At 38.2% G+C, this 20681-nt stretch carries 16 protein-coding genes; 7 read left to right on the forward strand and 9 right to left on the reverse strand.

The window, feature by feature from the left end:
- Positions 1-55 precede the first annotated feature (55 nt).
- From lon to lysM, 5 genes are all read right to left on the reverse strand, one after another.
- Positions 56-2467: an endopeptidase La gene (lon, locus tag K7G93_RS06495; protein WP_226690406.1), complete on the reverse strand. Its 2412-nt coding sequence runs from the start codon at positions 2465-2467 to the stop codon at positions 56-58.
- A gap of 118 nt (positions 2468-2585) precedes the next feature.
- Positions 2586-3821, reverse strand: coding sequence for an ATP-dependent protease ATP-binding subunit ClpX (gene clpX, locus K7G93_RS06500; RefSeq protein ID WP_115323090.1), 1236 nt, complete (start codon positions 3819-3821; stop codon positions 2586-2588).
- Positions 3822-3837: 16 nt separating this feature from the next.
- On the reverse strand, positions 3838-4419 hold the full coding sequence (gene clpP / locus K7G93_RS06505; protein WP_049215257.1) for an ATP-dependent Clp endopeptidase proteolytic subunit ClpP: 582 nt from the start codon (positions 4417-4419) through the stop codon (positions 3838-3840).
- A gap of 171 nt (positions 4420-4590) precedes the next feature.
- Positions 4591-5889 (reverse strand): trigger factor, encoded by a 1299-nt coding sequence (gene tig, locus K7G93_RS06510; protein WP_226690427.1) that lies wholly within the window; start codon positions 5887-5889, stop codon positions 4591-4593.
- A 211-nt stretch (positions 5890-6100) separates the two neighbouring features.
- Complete coding sequence (gene lysM / locus K7G93_RS06515; protein WP_226690426.1) at positions 6101-6544, reverse strand: peptidoglycan-binding protein LysM; 444 nt, start codon at positions 6542-6544, stop codon at positions 6101-6103.
- A gap of 175 nt (positions 6545-6719) precedes the next feature.
- Here lysM and ypfJ point away from each other — a divergent pair, with 175 nt between their 5' ends.
- The 5 genes from ypfJ to leuD all read left to right on the forward strand — a co-directional run bounded on the left by ypfJ (position 6720) and on the right by leuD (position 13283).
- The gene (gene ypfJ / locus K7G93_RS06520) at positions 6720-7550 is read left to right on the forward strand and encodes a KPN_02809 family neutral zinc metallopeptidase (RefSeq protein WP_226690425.1); all 831 of its coding nucleotides are present in this window, start codon (positions 6720-6722) and stop codon (positions 7548-7550) included.
- 502 nt (positions 7551-8052) lie between these two features.
- Entirely contained in the window at positions 8053-9612 is a 1560-nt protein-coding gene (gene leuA, locus K7G93_RS06525; RefSeq protein ID WP_226690424.1) for a 2-isopropylmalate synthase, read from the forward strand.
- Positions 9613-9798: 186 nt separating this feature from the next.
- Entirely contained in the window at positions 9799-10878 is a 1080-nt protein-coding gene (gene leuB, locus K7G93_RS06530) for a 3-isopropylmalate dehydrogenase (protein ID WP_049215266.1), read from the forward strand.
- 217 nt (positions 10879-11095) lie between these two features.
- Positions 11096-12502: a 3-isopropylmalate dehydratase large subunit gene (gene leuC / locus K7G93_RS06535; RefSeq protein ID WP_226690423.1), complete on the forward strand. Its 1407-nt coding sequence runs from the start codon at positions 11096-11098 to the stop codon at positions 12500-12502.
- 175 nt (positions 12503-12677) lie between these two features.
- Complete coding sequence (leuD, locus tag K7G93_RS06540) at positions 12678-13283, forward strand: 3-isopropylmalate dehydratase small subunit (RefSeq protein ID WP_049215270.1); 606 nt, start codon at positions 12678-12680, stop codon at positions 13281-13283.
- 650 nt (positions 13284-13933) lie between these two features.
- Here leuD and mreD read toward each other — a convergent pair.
- The 3 genes from mreD to K7G93_RS06555 all read right to left on the reverse strand — a co-directional run bounded on the left by mreD (position 13934) and on the right by K7G93_RS06555 (position 16608).
- Positions 13934-14422, reverse strand: a complete 489-nt coding sequence (mreD, locus tag K7G93_RS06545; protein WP_049215272.1) for a rod shape-determining protein MreD — start codon at positions 14420-14422, stop codon at positions 13934-13936.
- Positions 14422-15474, reverse strand: coding sequence for a rod shape-determining protein MreC (gene mreC / locus K7G93_RS06550; protein ID WP_226690422.1), 1053 nt, complete (start codon positions 15472-15474; stop codon positions 14422-14424). The genes mreD and mreC overlap by 1 nt, the downstream gene beginning before the upstream one ends.
- A 78-nt stretch (positions 15475-15552) precedes the next feature.
- Positions 15553-16608, reverse strand: a complete 1056-nt coding sequence (locus tag K7G93_RS06555; RefSeq protein WP_049215275.1) for a rod shape-determining protein — start codon at positions 16606-16608, stop codon at positions 15553-15555.
- 273 nt (positions 16609-16881) lie between these two features.
- Between K7G93_RS06555 and rnr the strand changes: the two genes are divergently transcribed.
- Together rnr and rlmB are read left to right on the forward strand one after the other, a co-directional pair.
- Positions 16882-19275: a ribonuclease R gene (gene rnr / locus K7G93_RS06560; RefSeq protein ID WP_226690421.1), complete on the forward strand. Its 2394-nt coding sequence runs from the start codon at positions 16882-16884 to the stop codon at positions 19273-19275.
- Complete coding sequence (gene rlmB, locus K7G93_RS06565) at positions 19276-20013, forward strand: 23S rRNA (guanosine(2251)-2'-O)-methyltransferase RlmB (RefSeq protein WP_049215279.1); 738 nt, start codon at positions 19276-19278, stop codon at positions 20011-20013.
- 79 nt (positions 20014-20092) lie between these two features.
- Here rlmB and sodC read toward each other — a convergent pair whose 3' ends face one another.
- Complete coding sequence (sodC, locus tag K7G93_RS06570; protein WP_226690420.1) at positions 20093-20653, reverse strand: superoxide dismutase family protein; 561 nt, start codon at positions 20651-20653, stop codon at positions 20093-20095.
- Positions 20654-20681 lie beyond the last annotated feature (28 nt).

The raw sequence follows: 20681 nt of genomic DNA on the forward strand, positions 1-20681 counted from the left end.
CAAAATAAAATTAAGCCAAATCATAACAATTTGGCTTAATTTAACAAAGTATCAATTAATTGACCGTACTTTTACGGGAAGTTGAACGGCTTTTACGAACTGCCTTAGCTGCTGTCACAGGTGAGAGCTTGACAAACTCCACTCCCGTTGGTGCATTTTCTAATGCAATAGTTAAAACTTCATCAATACTTTCTACGGCATGAATCGTTAAATTATTTTTGGCATTATCAGGAATATCCTCTAGATCTTTTACATTATCTTTCGGAATAATCACGGTCTTAATACCGCCACGATGTGCCGCCAATAATTTTTCCTTCAAGCCTCCTATTGGTAATACTTTTCCGCGCAACGTAATTTCGCCCGTCATCGCCACATCCGCTTTCACTGGGTTCCCTGTTAAACAAGATACCAAGGCTGTACACATTGCAATACCTGCACTTGGCCCATCTTTCGGTGTTGCACCTTCTGGCACATGAATATGGATATCTCGTTTTTCATGGAAGTCCGAAGCAATACCTAATTTTTCTGCTCTTGCACGGACAACTGTCATAGCAGCTTGAATTGATTCTTTCATCACATCACCTAATGAACCAGTATAAGTGAGCTTTCCTTTACCCAATACTGATGCAGTTTCAATAGTCAACAAATCACCACCAACTTCTGTCCAAGCTAATCCAGTCACTTCCCCAACACGATTTTGTGTATCTGCGCGACCAAACTCAAAGCGTTTCACCCCTAAAAACTCAGATAAATTCACCGCACTTACTTTGATTGATTTTAACTTCTTATCCAGTAATAAGTTTTTTACTGCTTTACGGCAGATCTTTGAAATTTCTCGTTCTAGACTACGTACACCAGCTTCACGTGTGTAATAACGAATAATATCAAGAATGGCACTTTCTTCAATTTCAAGCTCACCCGTTTTTAAACCATTACGTTCCATTTGCTTCGCGAGTAAATGACGCGTTGCAATATTCAGTTTTTCATCTTCGGTATAACCAGAAAGACGAATAACTTCCATACGATCCAATAATGGTGCTGGAATACGCATTGAATTCGATGTAGCAACAAACATTACATCAGATAAATCATAATCTACTTCTAAATAATGATCATTAAATGTGGTATTTTGTTCAGGATCAAGTACTTCTAATAAGGCAGATGCAGGATCACCTCGCATATCAGAACTCATCTTATCAATTTCGTCTAGCAAGAATAATGGGTTTTTTACGCCCACCTTTGCCATCTTTTGAATCAATTTACCTGGCAACGCACCGATATAGGTTTTACGGTGACCTCTAATCTCAGCCTCATCACGCACACCTCCTAATGCCATACGTACATATTTACGTCCCGTTGCTTGTGCAATAGATTGCCCCAGTGAGGTTTTCCCTACACCTGGTGGTCCTACTAAACACAAAATAGGTCCTTTGATTTGATTTAAACGTGTTTGTACTGCAAGATATTCTAAAATACGCTCTTTGACACGCTCTAAACCATAATGATCGGCATCTAACACTTGTTGCGCTTTCGCAAGATCTTTTTTCACTTTTGTACGCTTATTCCAAGGCACTTGTACCATCCAATCAATATAGCTACGTACAACAGTTGCCTCAGCAGACATTGGTGACATCATTTTCAATTTCTGTAATTCAGCTTCTGCTTTTTCTTTTGCTTCAGCTGGCATCTTAGCGTCTTCAATTTTTTGACGGAGTTGCTCAATTTCATCCACGCTATCCGTTTCACCTAGCTCTTTTTGAATCGCTTTAATTTGCTCATTCAAATAGTAATCGCGCTGTGTTTTTTCCATTTGCTCTTTTACACGGCCACGGATACGTTTCTCTACTTGCAGTAAATCCGTTTCAGACTCCATTAAACCGAGCAAATATTCAAAACGAGCAACGACATTTGGAATTTCCAATACTTTTTGTTTATGTTTTACTGCAACAGGCATATGCGCAGCTAAAGTGTCGCTTAAACGATCAAACTCCTCAATTCGTTCTAATGCGGAATGGACATCTGGCTGTACTTTTTTATTTAATTTTGCATATTTTTCAAACTCAGCCAGTGTGGCATTCTTAACAACAGACAATTCTTTCTCATCACCAAATTCAGTGTCGATCAATGTAATTTCTGCGGAGAAAAATTCACCATCATCTTCTAAATGGTTAATAGTCGCTCGTTGTTGACCTTCAACTAATACTTTTACCGTGCCATCTGGTAATTTAAGTAGCTGAATAATATTGGCAACTGTACCAACTTTATATACATCATCAACTGTTGGCTCCTCTAAATCAGCTTGCTTTTGCGAAACTAATAGCAATTGTTTTCCAGTTTCCATTGCCTCATCAAGGCTACGAATTGATTTTGCTCTACCGACAAATAATGGCATCACCATATAAGGAAAGACGACCACATCACGTAATGGTAATACTGGAATGGTTTGTTTCTGTTTTTTGACGCTCATTCCGAACTCTCTTAGTTAAATTAGAACATTTTGCCTAATATGAGGGTAATTTTGAATAAATCAAGTAAATAAACAAAAAGTGCGGTGAGATTAACCGCACTTTTATTTGATTGAATACTTATTTTTTATATTTTAACGTTGGCGGTTGTTTGTCAGTAATAGTCGTTTCTTCTACGATCACTTTATTTAGATTTTCTAAAGAAGGTAAGTCATACATAGTATCTAACAAAATCGCCTCGACAATAGAGCGAAGTCCCCTAGCACCTGTTTTACGCTCCAAGGCCTTCTTCGCCATCGCAGTCAATGCCTGTGGCGTAAACTCTAGTTCTACATCTTCTAAACCAAATAATGCTTGATACTGTTTGATGAGTGCATTCTTCGGTTCAGTCAAAATTTTCACTAACGCTTCTTCATCCAATTCAGCAAGTGGTGCGACTACTGGTAAACGACCAATAAACTCAGGAATTAAACCAAACTTCATCAAATCATCTGGTTCCACTTGTTCAAATAATTGACTTAATGTAGCTTTATCTTGTTTGCCTTTAACTTCTGCACTGAACCCAATCCCTGAGCCAACATGCACCCGTTTTTCAATGACCTTATCTAACCCTGCAAATGCACCACCACAAATAAATAAAATTTTTGATGTATCTACATGCAACATTTCTTGCTGTGGGTGTTTACGCCCACCTTGTGGTGGAATGGATGCGACTGTACCTTCTATTAATTTCAATAAAGCTTGCTGTACGCCTTCACCCGATACATCGCGTGTAATTGAAGGATTTTCTGACTTACGTGTAATTTTATCAATCTCATCAATATAAATAATCCCTTGCTCTGCACGCGCTACATCATAATCACAGCTTTGTACCAATTTTTGTAATACATTTTCCACATCTTCACCCACATAACCAGCCTCTGTTAATGTGGTTGCATCCGCCATAGCAAAAGGTACATTTAACATACGCGCCATGGTTTCTGCCAATAAAGTTTTACCGCTACCTGTCGGTCCAATCAATAAAATATTACTTTTACCAAGTTCTACATCGGTTATTTTTTTATCCGAGCGTAAACGTTTATAGTGATTATATACTGCTACCGCTAGTACTTTCTTAGCGTAATCTTGGCCAATCACATAATCGTCTAAATGTGCACGAATTTCATGTGGCGTAGGTAATTTTTGCTGTTCAAATTCTTCTGGATTTGCTTCTTCTGTTTCATCTGATAACAACATATGATGGCACAATTCAATGCACTCATTACAAATATAACCCGATGTGCCCGCAATCAATTTACTGACTTCTTTTTGCTCTTTACCGCAAAAAGAACAATGTAATTCAGTGTCTTTTTCCATTTTTTATCCTAAATTCTTATCGTTTTTCTAACACTTCATCAACCAAACCATATAATTTTGCTTCTTCTGCAGACATAAAATTATCTCGATCAGTATCACGTTCAATACGTTCAATACTTTGACCTGTATGAAATGCCAAACGCTCATTCAAAGTATGTTTGATTTTTAAAATCTCTTGAGCATGAATTTGAATATCTGATGCTTGGCCACGGAAACCGCCTAGAGGCTGATGAATCATGACTCGCGCATTAGGTAAGGCAACACGTTTACCTGCCGTACCACCCGCTAATAAGAATGCCCCCATTGAACAAGCTTGTCCAACACAAAGTGTACGAATATCAGGTTTAACAAATTGCATAGTATCGTAAATCGCCATCCCAGCAGTGACAGAACCGCCTGGTGAATTAATGTAAATATTGATATCTTTTTCTGGATCTTCTGATTCTAAGAATAACAATTGAGCGACAATCAAATTAGCCATACGGTCTTCTACTTCGCCACTTAAGAAAATGACGCGTTCTTTCAATAAACGTGAATAAATATCATAAGAACGTTCTCCTCTTGAAGTTTGCTCTACAACCATAGGAATTACACTCATATTTACCTCTTTCAATCCAATCTAATAAAATTAACACATCTAATTATTCTACCTGAAAATTCAAATTTTTCTAACTTGAATATTTCACCATGACAAAAAAGTGCGGTCAAAATCATTAAAATTCTGACCGCACTTAATTCATGTAAAATAACTATTTAAAACGACAATAAATTACGCTTGAGTATTCATAACTTCATCAAAAGAAGCTGCTTTTTCAGTTACTTGTGCTTTTGCAAGTACCGCATCAACAGCTTGTTCTTCTAAAACAACATTACGAATATTATTCATTAACTCTTTGTTTTTGCTGTAATATTCAATCACTTCCGCTGGCTGTTCATAAGCTGAAGCAATTTCTTCAATCATCGCTTTAGCGCGTTGTTCATCTACTTTTAATTCGTTAGATGCAATAACTTCTGCTAATAATAAACCAACTTGTACGCGACGTTTCGCTTGCTCTTCAAACAACTCACGTGGTAATTGTGCTGCTTGTTCAGTATTACCGCCAAAACGTTGTGCAGCTTGACCACGTAATACCTCGATTTCTTGTTCTACCGCAGCAGCTGGCACTTCAAGTGTATTCTGTTCTAATAAACCATCAATGACTTGACCTTTTACTTTCGCAGTTAATGCATTTTTGAGTTCACGCTGCATGTTTTTACGAATTTCACTACGTAAATCATCAACAGTTTTCGTATTTGGACCAAATTTTGCAACAAACTCATCGGTAAGTTCTGGTAACACCATCACCTCAACTTTTTTCAAGTTGATCGCGAATTTAGCCGCCTTACCTTTTAAGTTCTCCGCATGGTATTCTTCTGGGAAAGTTACATTAATATCGAACTGCTCACCCGCTTTACGACCAACGATACCGTCTTCAAAGCCAGGGATCATACGACCTTGTCCCATGAATAAAGTGAAGTCTTCTGCTTTACCACCTTCAAACTCTTCACCATCAACAAAACCAACGAAATCGATCACAACACGATCTTCCGCATTAGCTGCTTCTGTGCTTTCTGCCCAAGTTGCTTGTTGTTTACGTAATACTTCGATCATTTTCTCGATATCTGCATCTGTAATTTCAACAACAGGTTTTTCAACTTTGATTTGCTCTAAACCTTTCAATTCTACTTCTGGATATACTTCGAAAGTCGCAGTGAAAACTAAGTCTTTACCTGTTTCAAATTGTTCTACTGCAAAAGATGGGCGACCTGCAAGATTCACTTTTTGCTCAATCATGACATTGAAAAAGTTGTTTTGTAATAATTCGCCTAATACATCATGACGGACAGATGGTCCAAAACGTTTTTCAATAATGTGTGGTGGTACTTTACCTTTACGGAAACCATCAACACGCGCAGTTTTAGCAACACGTTTTAATTCTTCACGTACTGCGCCTTCAACAGTGTCAGATGGAACGGTGATTTGAACACGACGCTCAAGACCTTGAGTTGTTTCAATAGTAAATGACATTATATTACCTCAAAATGAATTTGCACTCGGCGAACGCACACACCGAACACGTTAGTAAAAATTAAAGTTAAAAATAACCGACGAATTATAGCGAGATAAAACACATCAGTCGAGAAAATGCCAAACAAAAACGCATATTTGTACATTTTTTATACCAAAGCAAGAAAGGAAAGCATTTTGGTGCTTTCCTTTCTTATGTTTTATACGTTAATTACAATGCTTTTGGTAAGCGGATTTTTTGTCCTGGGAAAATTTTATCCGCATCTTTGATGACCTCTTTGTTTGCTTCGACAATCGCTGTGTATTTTGTAGCATTACCATAAGTTTTTTCCGCGATTTTCCACAAGGTATCACCTTTTTGGATGACATAAAACTCCTCTTCACTCGCTAAACTTTCACCATTTTTGATCGTGACATTATCAACTTTCACTTCAGTAATACCAGCAACATTACCCGCCATCAATATGACTTTTTCTAGTGCACTCGCAGACTCTGCCGTACCTTCAATAATCGCAACACCATCTTCAACTTTTACCACAACATCTTCAATACCAGGGTTGTCCTCTTTAATATGTTGAACAACTGCATCTGCTGCATCTTCTTTTTTTGAGAAAAGTTTACGACCAATCTCACCGACAAAATCAAATAATCCCATGTTAAATTCCTCATTGTTATTAAATACTCGTTAACCACCTTAACTAAATAACTTGATGAAGTCCATTGTTACGCAAAATATTTACACTACTTGAAAATTCTTTCTTGAATTTGACCGCACTTTAAGCAATTTGCGCTAGAATGCTAGTTTTTAATTTCATAAAAAGGGCATTAGTATGCGTTGGCGTGGTCGTAGAGAAAGTTCGAATGTAGAAGATAGACGTTCGCAAAATCACTATCGTAGTGGTGGCAAAAAATCAGGTATTTTAGGCTTAATCATTCTTCTGATTGGTGCTTACTATGGTATTGACTTATCAGGCTTAGTCGGTACACCAGATCTCGGCTTGCAACAATCTTCTGCGCTTAACTCACAGGAAGAACAAGAGCTAAATAGCTTATCTCGTGTAGTATTGGCTGACACAGAAACTGTATGGGGAAACTACTTTTCTCAGAACAGTCAACGCTATCAAATGCCGACTATGGTGCTATATCGCGGTGTAACACACACTGCGTGTGGAACAGGACAATCTGCGATGGGTCCCTTTTACTGCCCAAATGATAATAAGATCTATCTTGATTTATCCTTTTATACTGATATGAAACACAAGCTTGGTGCAGGTGGCGAAGCTGCTTTTGCTTATGTAATTGCTCATGAGGTCGGACACCATATTCAAAATCAGTTAGGCATTCTTTCACAAGTCAATCGCTTACGTCAACAAACTAACCAAAACGAAGCAAACCGCTTATCCGTTAAATTAGAATTACAAGCAGACTGCTTTGCTGGTGTATGGGCTCACCAAGCAACCAAAACGGGCTTATTTGAAAGTGGTGATATTGAAAAGGCATTTAATGCAGCTGAAGCCGTAGGTGATGATCGTTTACAAAAACGTAGTCAAGGTTATGTTGTGCCTGATAGTTTTACGCATGGCACATCAGCACAACGTTTACAATGGTTTAAACGTGGTTTAAATACGGGTGATCCGAGCCAATGTAACACTTTCCAATAATATTGATTCATAGTTATCATCATTTAAAACGCGATCAAAAAATATAAAATATTGATCGCTTTTTTTGTGAATTTTTTGTAACTATAAAAACAAATATTTTGTATATTATCTAAGTAAACAGTTAGAACAAAACCGACCTTAATTCCAATAAAAAAGCATTTAAACCCAATAAAACAATATAAATCAGAATTTAAAACTAATTAAATTATAAAAAACACACCAAAAAACAAATTAAATACTAAAATTTTATTTGACAGCCTACTTTTTATCAGTAAGATGAGGATTATCAAGTTTCCAATAATAGTTTGATTTTATGTGCAACATTATTTCTTTATCTCTCAGCCTCCTGCTCTCACACTCGTTGTGCGGCTCAGTTGTGGATAAAAAATAGTGAATAAAAAATCCAATAAATTTGACCCGCATTAAACAAGCGGGTTTTTTATTGAAATTTTCTAAAAACACACCGCACTTTAGTCAAAAAAATAAAAGCAAGGACAACAATATGGCAAACAACAACATCATCATTTTTGACACTACATTGCGTGACGGCGAGCAAGCCTTAAAAGCCAGTTTGACAGTAAAAGAAAAATTACAAATTGCCTTGGCTTTAGAACGTTTAGGCGTTGACGTAATGGAAGTTGGTTTTCCAGTATCTTCCGCAGGCGACTTTGAGTCAGTACAAACTATTGCTCGACATATTAAAAACAGCCGAGTATGTGCCTTATCTCGTGCTGTGGATAAAGATATTGATGCCGCTGCAGAAGCCTTAAAAGTGGCGGAGGCTTTTCGTATTCATACTTTCATCGCTACTTCAGCATTACATGTAGAGGCTAAATTGCGTCGCACGTTTGATGATGTCGTTGAGATGGCGATCCAAGCTGTGAAACGTGCGAGAAATTATACTGATGATGTAGAGTTTTCTTGCGAAGATGCAGGGCGTACAGGAATTGACAACATTTGTCGTATTGTAGAAGCTGCAATTCATGCTGGTGCAACGACTATCAATATCCCTGATACGGTTGGTTATACGTTGCCTACTCAATTTGGTGACATTATTCACAATGTGATGAACCGTGTACCTAATATTGATAAAGCGATTATTTCAGTACACTGCCATAACGACTTAGGTATGGCTACCGCCAATTCATTAACCGCAGTGCAATATGGCGCAAGACAAATTGAATGTACGATTAACGGCATTGGTGAACGTGCGGGAAATACGGCATTAGAAGAAGTCGTCATGGCAATCAAGACACGCCAAGATATGTTTAATAGTTTAGATACGCGTATCAATACCCAAGAAATTCATCGTGTAAGTCAAATGGTGAGTCAATTATGTAATATGCCAATCCAGCCGAATAAAGCTATCGTAGGTTCTAATGCGTTTGCTCACTCATCAGGTATCCATCAAGACGGCATGGTGAAACATAAAAATACCTACGAAATTATGTCACCAGAGACCATTGGTTTGAAAAAAGAAAAATTAAATTTGACTGCACGCTCGGGCCGTGCTGCAGTGAAAAATCATATGCAAGAAATGGGCTACCAAGACCATGACTACGATTTAGATAAACTTTATGATGCCTTCTTAAAATTAGCCGATAAAAAAGGACAAGTGTTTGATTATGATTTAGAGGCATTAGCATTTATTGATATGCAACAAGGTGATGAGGATCGCTTAACTTTAGACGTCATCACTTCTCAATGTATCAGCCATTTACCAGCCTCAGCCTTTGTACAGGTAGAATTAGATGGTAAGAAAATCAGTCAAGTTTCAAACGGCGGAAATGGTCCTGTAGATGCGGTTTACAACGCGATTTTAACAATTACGGGCTTAAATGTGAAAATGTTGAACTATCACTTAACAGCTAAAGGTGAAGGTGCGGAAGCCTTAGGACAAGTGGATATCGTCGTCGAACATAACGGGAGACGTTTCCATGGTGTAGGCTTAGCCACAGATATCGTTGAATCTTCCGCTAGGGCATTAATCCATGCTATCAATGCAATTTACCGCTCACAAAAAGTGGCAGATTTAAAATTACATAAAATTGCAGGAGTATAAAAAACTTTCGCAAAAAGCACCGCACTTTTCGGCTCGTAAACAGGCTGTTTATCCTTACGTAAACTGCCTGAGCACAAAAAATTTTAGAAAAATAAAGTTGTATAAATAAAACGAACACAACTGAGATAACAACGCAAAAAAGTAACAATAACAATTAAATAATTGCTCAAATAAAGGAAAAAACAAATGCAAACATTCAATATTGCCGTCTTAAGTGGCGATGGAATTGGTCCAGAAATCATGGCAGAAGCCATCAAAGTATTAGATGCTGTACAACAAAAATACAGTTTCAAGTTAAATTACCGCACTTTTGATGTAGGTGGTATTGCCATTGATAATCACGGCACGCCATTACCACTTGAAACCTTGAAAGGTTGCGAAGAAAGCGATGCGATTTTATTTGGTTCAGTTGGTGGTCCGAAATGGGAAAATTTACCCCCTAATCAACAACCTGAACGGGGTGCCTTACTACCGTTACGCAAACATTTTGCTTTATTTTGTAATTTACGCCCAGCCACCCTGTATCAAGGTTTAGAAAAATTTTGTCCATTACGCGCCGATATTGCTGCCAAAGGTTTTGACATGGTGACTGTCCGAGAATTAACAGGTGGTATTTACTTTGGTCAACCAAAAGGCCGTGAAGGTGAAGGCGCGAATGAAAAAGCATTTGATACCGAAGTATATCATCGTTATGAAATTGAACGTATCGCAAGAGTCGCGTTTGAAACAGCAATGAAACGTAGCAAGCATGTCACTTCTGTCGATAAAGCAAATGTATTAATAAGCTCAGTCTTATGGCGTGAAGTGGTGACTGAGGTCGCAAAAGATTACCCTGATGTGAAATTAGATCATATTTATATTGATAATGCGACTATGCAATTGATCAAACAGCCTGAGTTTTTTGATGTATTACTCTGTTCTAATATCTTTGGCGACATTATTTCAGATGAATGTGCCATGATTACAGGCTCAATGGGTATGTTACCTTCAGCTAGTCTGAATGAACAAGGTTTTGGATTATATGAACCTGCGGGCGGCTCTGCTCCCGATATTGCTGGAAAAGGTATCGCAAATCCAATTGCACAAATCCTTTCTGCTGCGATGATGCTACGTCATAGTTTTAACTTAGATGATGCAGCAACAGCGATTGAAAATGCGGTGAAAAAAGTGCTCGCAGAAGGCTACCGTACTATGGACCTAGCGGACGAAAGCAAACCGATTTCGACTAAAGAAATGGGTGATTTAATCGCCCAAGCGGTGAAATAAAATTGTTATAAAGTTGACCGCACTTTTACTGTTTAAAACCAAAACTCCCTTCTAAGCCATCGAAGGAATTTAAATTTTGGGACCTGTTATATTGTTTGAGTATAGCGTAACAAGTTTATACGTTTTGCGTTAAACAATGTAATAGAAAAGAAAAAGGCTTAGCTGGATTGGCTTTCTTGAATAACACATAGAAAGCCCCCCTAATAAGGAATAAAAAATGAGCAAAACCCTATACGAAAAACTCTTTGATGCCCACGTTGTCCATGAAGCAGAAGGCGAAACACCTTTAATTTATATTAATCGTCATTTAGTGCATGAAGTGACTTCACCTCAAGCTTTTGATGGCTTACGCGCGATGGGGCGTATCGTTCGCCAACCAAGTAAAACCATTGCGACGATGGATCATAACGTGCCTACAGATAGCCGTGATTTAGCAGGTTCTGGTGAGATGGGACGGATTCAAATGGTCGAATTAGCTAAAAATACAGATCAATTTGGTATCAGGCTTTACGACATTAACCATATTAACCAAGGTATTGTCCATGTCATGGGACCAGAACAGGGCTTAACACTACCAGGTATGACGATTGTCTGTGGCGACTCTCACACCGCAACACATGGTGCTTTTGGGGCATTAGCATTTGGGATTGGTACGTCTGAAGTCGAACATGTATTAGCGACACAGACCATCAAACAAGCGCGTGCAAAAAAAATGAAAATTGAAGTACGCGGTAAAGTAGGAGAAGGCATTACTGCTAAAGATATTGTATTGGCAATCATTGGTAAAACTACAATGGGTGGTGGTACAGGGCATGTAGTTGAGTTTTGTGGCGAAGCGATCCGTGACTTATCTATGGAAGGACGTATGACAGTGTGTAATATGGCTATTGAGTTAGGCGCAAAATCAGGTTTGATCGCACCTGATGAAACCACTTTCGCCTATTTAAAAGATAGACCTTACGCACCTAAAGGTAAAGATTGGGATGCGGCTGTTGCCTACTGGAAAAATTTGTATAGCGATGAAGATGCTGAATTTGATACTGTCGTCACGTTAGATGCCTGCGACATTCAGCCTCAGGTTACTTGGGGAACCAATCCTGGTCAAGTAATTGGGATTGATCAAACTATTCCAAATCCACAAGAAATGCGTGATCCGATAGAACGTCAATCTGCAGAAAAAGCATTAGCCTATATGGATTTACCACATAGTATTAAGTTAACAGAGGTTAGCATTGACAAAGTGTTCATTGGCTCTTGCACAAATTCACGTATCGAAGATCTACGTGCTGCGGCCGCAGTCGCAAAAGGACGTAAAGTTGCGGCGGGAGTTCAAGCCCTTATTGTACCTGGTTCAGGCTTAGTACGAGAACAAGCTGAAAAAGAAGGCTTAGACAAAATCTTTATTGAAGCTGGTTTTGAATGGCGTTTACCAGGCTGTTCAATGTGCTTAGCCATGAATAATGATCGCTTAGAGCCAGGAGAGCGTTGCGCTTCGACCAGTAATCGTAACTTTGAAGGACGTCAAGGACGTGGTGGGCGCACTCATTTAGTCAGTCCTGCTATGGCAGCAGCTGCTGCTGTTTATGGTAAATTTGTCGATATTCGCAATATCGAATTAAATTAATCTCCCTACACTTTAATAAAGTAAAAGAAAGAAGAAAAGAAAATATTAAAAAAAGTACCGCACTTTTATTTTATATTCAAACAATGCACTTTCGCTTTTATCTGAATATAAAAAGGTTTTATTTAAACAGATAATCATAAAAGACTAGGATCACTTTAATTAAGAGAGAAAATATATGCCTAGAGAATTTAAACAACATACTGGTATCGCAATTCCACTTGATGCGTCAAATGTAGATACTGATGCCATTATCCCAAAACAATTTTTACAAAAAGTTACTCGTACTGGCTTTGGCGCTCATCTATTCCATGAGTGGCGATTTTTAGACGAAGAAGGAAAACAACCCAATCCAGATTTTGTATTTAACTTCCCTCGTTATCAAGGTGCAAGTATTTTATTAGCGCGTGAAAATTTTGGTTGTGGTTCTTCCCGTGAGCACGCCCCTTGGGCATTAGATGATTATGGCATTCGTGTGATTATTGCACCGAGCTTTGCTGATATTTTCTACGGTAATAGCTTAAATAACCAAATGCTACCTATTCGTTTAAGTGAACAAGAAGTCGATGAATTATTCCAATATGTAGTAGCAAATGAAGGAGCTACGATTGCTGTCGATTTAGAAGCGCAAACAGTGACTGCAAATAGTAAAGTTTACCGATTCGAAATTGATAGCTTCCGTCGTCACTGCTTATTAAATGGATTAGATAATATTGGTTTGACGCTACAGCATGAAAATAAGATTGCTGAATATGAAAGTAAAATCCCTGCTTTTTTACGCTAATGTAAAAAATATAAAGAGGTGAACCTATATCACCTCTTTTATGCCCCCTCTTATTTTATAGTCGTTCAGTTCTGCCTTACGGCACAAAGGTTTATGAGAAAATATAAGAAACAGACATATTCTTGTATTATTTTATAAAATTCAGCCATAAGGTGAAGCCATATCAACAGATCACGACTTCTTTCGTAAAAAGAATTGAGAACAAGATATGCAAAACAAACTGTTGATTTTATTCAAAAATAATATTTATCTACACTTGTCTACTCAAAAGATATCTTGTTTGGGCTAACAGACTTTACTCTATATTCGATGAAAGTTAAAAAAACTTCAGGAAAAGACAGCAGAAGATAGCTTAGCACTTTACGAGGTGGCTTACTCTCATCAACTTATACGTCAGCTCTCAATATGGAAAATTGAATTAGAATATGTACGTTTAGTCGATAATTCATTAGATTTATTTGGCAAGATAGAGTGGAAAAAAGGCAAAAGTAGGTAATAATTATTTCTGAATACTTCAGACCTTGTTTTGAAAAAGGTTGAAAGAGCTTATATCCGTTTTTTATCTGTATTTTAAGTAAATAGACATTACATTACTATCATAAGTGGTTTTGCTTAATGCTCAATACTGCATCAGTGTCAATCGTTCTTCATTAACGCAATTGTAACTGACGGCGAATACGACGAAGTAATAAAAATACCCAAGGCCACAATAAACCACTAGCTAATGCACCATAAATTTCCTGCCAATTGAACGATGCACTATGCAAAAGTAACTCAATAAGAAAAATCCCAATTCTGATCGCAAATACGAAACAAACGACTAACAAACTTTGCATCCACAAAGATAAATTACGTAAAATCAAATGGTTTAACGCAACTAAATAAATAAAGATAGATAAAATGAGTGCATGTACACCTAAAATTGAGCCAAGTACTAAATCCCAAACAACACCTAACACAAACGCAGTACCAATACTCACTTTATTTGGTACGGAAAGAGCCCAATATAATAATACTAAAACTAACCAAGCAGGTTTAAAATTCTGAAAATCCACAGGCCAAGGTGCAATTTCCATCACTAACGCTACAATAAAAGTACAAATGAGAATTAACCATTGTAATAAAAAGCGCTTTTCCATTACTCTTCCTCTCTTTGCTGTTGCTGTACTTCTGGTATAGGTAATGATTGATTATTTTCAGCTGGATTCTCAAGTATAGAATTCACCTCATCCCCGATAAGATGATTTTCGGCATCTTCTTTTACGAGTGTTTTTCTAACTCTATCCGCCTCAACACCCTGATTTTCTAGACGTTGTTGTACAGTACGGCGAATATCTTCAGGTGAAATAGATTGGACCTTCCTCATTTCCTCATTCGTTGGCCATAACAATAATACATAACGTAAGCGTTCTATAGAGGCTAATGGTTTAGCTGTAACCGTAGCAAAATAATTTTGTCCATCACGTGAGACTGACTCTACAATAGCAACAGGGTATCCCTCTAAAAAACGACCACCTAATCCCGAAGTAACTAGTAAATCCCCTTTTACAATATCCACTGAGCGAGGCACATTATCTAAAGTTAACTCATCATTCCGTCCAGTTCCACTTGCAATGAGACGTACATCATTACGTAAGACTTGCACAGGAATAGAATGTGTGACGTCACTTAATAACAAGACTCGGCTAGTACTTTCGCCTACAGAAATGATTTGCCCAACAATCCCTTTTTCATCAATAATTGGTTGACCAACATAAGCGCCATCACGCTCACCTTGATTAATAACAACTTGCTTACGATAGACATCAGTTTCTGCGGTTAATACTTCTGCAATTTTCTTGTATTCATCAGTACGCAAAGGAGAGTTCAACAGTAAACGAAGACGTTGATTCTCTACTTTAAGTTGATCTAACAACAATAAATCTGCGTTTTTCTCACGTAACTGCTCACGTAATACTTTATTTTCAATTTGTAACTTATTAGTATCAACAAGATTATCAGAAACACCATCTAATACTGTACGTGGTGTATTGGCAAGATAATATAATCCACCCACTGCTGTTTCCATAACACTTCTCGCCTTAATCATCGCATTAGTTTGTCCATCAGACACAATTAAGGCAATAGATGCGATAACAGCTAAAATTAAACGAAGACCTAAAGGGGGGGCCTTTCCAAAAATGGGTTTCATACCTAAATCAGACTAATTATGTCAGTAATAAAAAGATGAGGAAAAGTGCGGTCCAACAGACCACACTTTTGTATCAGATCAAATATCGTCACTAAAAATATCGCCACCATGCATATCGATCATCTCAAGCGCCTCACCACCACCGCGTGCAACACAAGTTAATGGATCTTCTGCAATGATAACTGGTACGCCCGTTTCTTTTGAAAGTAATACATCAATATTACGAATGAGTGCACCACCGCCTGTTAAAACCATTCCACGTTCAAAAATATCAGCCGCATGCTCTGGTTGACATTCTTCCAGTGCTGTACGTACAGCAGCCACAATACCATTCAAAGGTTGTTGAATCGCCTCTAGCACATCACGAGAAGTTAATTTGAAAGAACGAGGTGCACCTTCTGCTAAATTATGACCATGCACTTCAATTTCACGAATTTCATCACCCTCTTGGATACAAGCAGTACCAATTTCTTGTTTAATACGCTCTGCAGTCGGCTCACCGATAATTGAACCAAAGGTCTTACGTACATAAGAAATAATAGCTTCATCAAAACGATCACCACCGATACGTACCGAAGAAGAATAAACGATACCATTTAATGAAATTACAGCAACTTCTGTCGTACCACCACCAATATCAATGACCATGGAACCTGTTGCCGTCGATACAGGTAATTTAGCCCCAATTGCCGCTGCCATTGGTTCTTCAATTAAATAAACTTCGCGTGCGCCTGCGCCAATTGCCGATTCTTTAATTGCACGTCGCTCAACTTGAGTCGCCCCTGCTGGCACGCAAACTAAAACACGTGGGCTTGGGCGCATAAAATTACCACTGTGCACTTGCTTAATAAAATATTGCAACATTTTTTCAGTGACAAAGAAATCTGCTATCACACCATCTTTCATTGGGCGAATAGCCGCAATACTTTTTGGCGTACGTCCTAACATTAATTTGGCATCTTTACCTACTGCTGCGATGCTTTTCAATGCTCCTGAGCGCTCTTGACGAATCGCAACTACAGAAGGCTCATCTAATACGATACCTTGTCCTTTCACATAAATCAGCGTATTGGCGGTACCAAGATCAATTGAGAGATCATTTGAAAATAAACCACGAATTTTTTTGAATAACATAAGAATTCCGTCGAACTAAATTGAATGATGAATACTCAAGTTTGAGTAATAAAAAAATTGCCATAAATGTACCAAAAAATGTACCTTTATGACAGAAAATTTTCTGTAAATTATCGAAAATCCCCTCATGTTTTCAGATTTCATGATTATTGAATAATATAATATCTCACTGATTTTTTCGCTAACTCGTATTGTACTTGCTTTCAAAGCAGCAGGATGTCAAACTTACTTCAGTATCGAATGCCATTTTTTCATTTGAGAAAGGAAGAAGCTATGTCAAAGATCCAAAAAAATAAGTTAGTACAAGATCCTAACTATCAAGAGGAGCTAGCGAAATATGAAACACCTATACCTAGTCGTGAATTTATCCTCGACATTATTCGCCAGCACAATGCGCCTGTTTCAAAAGAAGAATTGCTTGTGGCATTTTCAATTCAGCAAGAAGAACAACAAGAAGCTATGCGCCGCCGTTTGCGAGCAATGGAAAATGATGGACAACTTGTCTTTACTAAACGTAAACGTTATGCCCTACCTGAAAAATTAGATTTACTGAAAGGAACAGTCTTAGGGCATCGAGATGGTTATGGTTTTCTTCAAGTAGAAGGTAAAGACAGTGATTGGTTTATCCCAAATAACCAAATGCAACGTGTTATGCATGGTGATTATGTTCTTGCACAACCAAGTGGATTTGATCGCCGTGGTCGACAAGAAGTCCGTATCGTCCGCGTATTACAACAACGTAAAAAACAAATTGTCGGTCGATTTTTCCTTGAAGATGGTATCGGTTATGTCGTGCCAGATGATAGTCGTATTAATCGCGATATTTTAATTCCAAATGAACATCGCCAAGGCGCACGTATGGGACAAGTTGTTGTCGTGGATCTAAAACCTCGTACAGCTACATTCAGCCAACCTGTTGGCATGATCACAGAGATACTTGGTGAAAATATGGCAAAAGGTATGGAGGTAGAAATTGCAATTCGTAATCATGATATTCCACATGTTTTTCCTGATGCTGTTTTAAAACAAACCGCAAAGCTTAGTGAAGAAGTACCAGAACAAGCAAAAGCAGGACGTATTGATTTACGCCAACTACCATTAGTCACAATTGATGGCGAAGATGCACGTGATTTCGATGATGCCGTTTTTTGTCAAAAGAAAAGGGGCGGAGGTTGGACTCTTTGGGTTGCTATCGCTGATGTAAGTTATTATGTGCGCTTACGTACTGCATTAGATACAGAAGCACATGCACGCGGTAACTCTGTATACTTTCCAAATCGTGTTATACCAATGCTACCTGAGATCCTGTCTAATGGGCTTTGCTCACTCAATCCACAAGTTGATCGTTTATGCATGGTCTGTGAGCTTAATGTTTCAGCTAAAGGTAAAATCACGGGATACGAGTTTTATGAGGCGGTTATGAATTCACATGCCCGTTTAACTTACACTAAAGTTGCACGTATTCTCGAAGGTGATGAAGAGCTATGCCAGCGCTACCAAAACCTTGTTCCCCATCTACAAGAATTACACAAAATGTATCAAGCATTGGTTACAGCAAGACATCAACGTGGTGCTATTGATTTTGAGACTATTGAAAGTAAATTTGTTTTTAACGAAATGGGGCGTATTGAACGTATTGAGCCTGTTGTTCGCAATGATGCACATAAAATCATCGAAGAATGTATGATTTTAGCTAATATCGCTGCCGCTAATTTTGTTGAAAAACACCAAGAACCAGCCTTATTCCGCATTCATGCGGGACCAAGTGAAGAAAAAATTACCGCTTTTCGTGGCTTTCTGAATGAATGTGGCTTAGGTCTAGGCGGTGGTTCAAAACCAACAACCGCTGACTATGCTGAATTATTAGAACAAGTACGACAACGTCCTGATCATGAGCTCATTCAAACCATGTTATTACGCTCGTTAAGTCAGGCTGTTTATTCGCCAGATAACATCGGCCATTTTGGCTTGGCTTTAGAAGAATACGCACATTTCACTTCACCAATTCGTCGTTATCCTGACTTAACGCTACATCGTGGTATTAAATACATTTTAGCTAAACTAAAAGGCTCAAAACGGAAAACAACAGATACAGGTGGTTATCATTACTCCCTCGATGAAATGGATCTGTTAGGTGATCATTGTTCAATGACGGAACGGCGTGCTGATGATGCAACTCGCGACGTTGCAGATTGGCTCAAATGTGAATACATGCAAGATCATGTAGGTGAAGAGTTTAGTGGTGTGATTTCTTCTGTGACAGGCTTTGGCTTATTTGTACGTTTAGATGATTTATTTATTGATGGACTCGTCCATATTTCTACTTTGGATAATGATTATTACCAGTTTGATTTATCTAAACAACGCTTAATCGGTGAAAACAGTGGTATGATTTACCGACTAGGCGATAAAGTACGGATTAAAGTAGAATCCGTCAGTCTTGAACAACGTCAAGTAGATTTTTCTTTAGTCACAAGTGAACGTAAACCTTTACGCCAAGGAAAAACATTAAAAGACAAAATCAAGAAAAATCAACGTTATGCAGAAAGTATCGAAAAACAACGTAATAAAAGTAAAAGAAGTCCAAATTCGCTCGGCAGATCGAAAACATCAAATAAAGCATCAGCGAAGAAAACAAAGCCAAAATCAGCTAAAAAGAGAAAATAAATGAGTGAAAATATTTATGGCATTCATGCAGTAAGTGCCTTTTTAAATCATGCACCAGAACGTTTAATTGAAGTCTATGTTTTAAAAGGACGCGATGATAAACGCTTACAACCGCTATTAAATGAATTACATAGTTTAGGTATTTCAGTACAATTCTTAAATCGACAAACATTAGATAAAAAAGCAGATGGTGAAGTCCATCAGGGGATTATCGCACGTGTTCAACCAGCTAAAGAACTCAATGAGGCCGATTTAGATAAGATTTTAGAGAATAAAACCAATCCTCTATTATTAGTGCTTGATGGTATCACAGATCCACATAATTTAGGTGCTTGTTTACGTACTGCAGATGCGGCTGGTGTCACTGCGGTTATCGTCCCTAAAGATAAATCAGCACAACTCACTTCAATTGCGCGTAAAGTTGCTTGTGGTGCGGCAGAAGTCATGCCATTAATTCGAGTGACTAATCTTGCACGGACGTTACGTGATTTACAACATCAACACCATATTTGGGTAGTCGGTACTGCAGGTGAAGCAACAGAAACCTTATATCAAACTAAATTAACGGGCGGATTAGCTTTAGTAATGGGAGCTGAAGGTGACGGTATGCGTCGCCTGACTCGTGAACATTGTGATCAGCTCATTAGTATCCCGATGGCAGGATCGGTTTCTTCACTTAATGTCTCTGTCGCGACAGGCGTATGCCTATTTGAAATCGTGCGCCAACGGCTTGCCTAAAACGTTGCAAAACAGACCGCACTTTAAACTATAAAAAAGCCTAGCACAACGCTAGGCTTTTGATTTATAAAAATTCAACTTAGTTGATAACACCACAAGCCATACGTGGACCACCACCGCCTAATGGCGCTGGGTGATCTGAGTGGTTATCTCCACCTGCATGAATCATTAATGAATGACCTTTAACTTCATCTAAATGTTTTAAACGAGGTGTCAATACTGGGTTTGTTGATGTACCATCTGCATTTACAGTCAACGCAGGTAAATCACCTAAATGAGCATCATCTGACCATGGGTAACCATGTTTACCTGTATTTTTTGGATCCCAGTGACCACCTGCACCTAAACCTGCAACTAGCTTGCCATCTTTCTCTTTTGCTTCACAGCTTGGATTTTGATGAATGTGGAAACCATGTAAGCCCGCCGTTAAGCCTTTTAATTCTGGCGTAAATACTAAACCATAAGCTGACTCAGTAATCACAACTTTACCTACATCTTGGTTACCTTTAACAGGATCAAGTAGTTCAACTTTAACTTCTAACATCTTGCCATCATGCTTATGATCTGCTGCATGACTATGAGCAAATGCTGATGCAGCCACACCACATGAAAGCATAAGCGCTAATACTGTTTTTTTCATATCATTCTCCTAAATTGAGTATAAAACA

The organism is Pasteurella canis (genome assembly GCF_020810675.1).
GTDB classification, from domain to species: Bacteria; Pseudomonadota; Gammaproteobacteria; order Enterobacterales; family Pasteurellaceae; genus Pasteurella; species Pasteurella canis.

Bases quoted from the DNA above. Each gene is read 5' to 3' on its own strand.
- ypfJ (WP_226690425.1), top strand. From the start codon at position 6,720: ATGCGTTGGCGTGGTCGTAGAGAAAGTTCGAATGTAGAAGATAGACGT.
- rnr (WP_226690421.1), top strand. From the start codon at position 16,882: ATGTCAAAGATCCAAAAAAATAAGTTAGTACAAGATCCTAACTATCAA.
- lon (WP_226690406.1), bottom strand. From the start codon at position 2,467: ATGAGCGTCAAAAAACAGAAACAAACCATTCCAGTATTACCATTACGT.
- leuA (WP_226690424.1), top strand. From the start codon at position 8,053: ATGGCAAACAACAACATCATCATTTTTGACACTACATTGCGTGACGGC.
- rlmB (WP_049215279.1), top strand. From the start codon at position 19,276: ATGAGTGAAAATATTTATGGCATTCATGCAGTAAGTGCCTTTTTAAAT.
- mreD (WP_049215272.1), bottom strand. From the start codon at position 14,422: ATGGAAAAGCGCTTTTTATTACAATGGTTAATTCTCATTTGTACTTTT.
- clpP (WP_049215257.1), bottom strand. From the start codon at position 4,419: ATGAGTGTAATTCCTATGGTTGTAGAGCAAACTTCAAGAGGAGAACGT.
- lysM (WP_226690426.1), bottom strand. From the start codon at position 6,544: ATGGGATTATTTGATTTTGTCGGTGAGATTGGTCGTAAACTTTTCTCA.
- K7G93_RS06555 (WP_049215275.1), bottom strand. From the start codon at position 16,608: ATGTTATTCAAAAAAATTCGTGGTTTATTTTCAAATGATCTCTCAATT.
- leuD (WP_049215270.1), top strand. From the start codon at position 12,678: ATGCCTAGAGAATTTAAACAACATACTGGTATCGCAATTCCACTTGAT.
- sodC (WP_226690420.1), bottom strand. From the start codon at position 20,653: ATGAAAAAAACAGTATTAGCGCTTATGCTTTCATGTGGTGTGGCTGCA.
- mreC (WP_226690422.1), bottom strand. From the start codon at position 15,474: ATGAAACCCATTTTTGGAAAGGCCCCCCCTTTAGGTCTTCGTTTAATT.
- tig (WP_226690427.1), bottom strand. From the start codon at position 5,889: ATGTCATTTACTATTGAAACAACTCAAGGTCTTGAGCGTCGTGTTCAA.
- clpX (WP_115323090.1), bottom strand. From the start codon at position 3,821: ATGGAAAAAGACACTGAATTACATTGTTCTTTTTGCGGTAAAGAGCAA.
- leuC (WP_226690423.1), top strand. From the start codon at position 11,096: ATGAGCAAAACCCTATACGAAAAACTCTTTGATGCCCACGTTGTCCAT.
- leuB (WP_049215266.1), top strand. From the start codon at position 9,799: ATGCAAACATTCAATATTGCCGTCTTAAGTGGCGATGGAATTGGTCCA.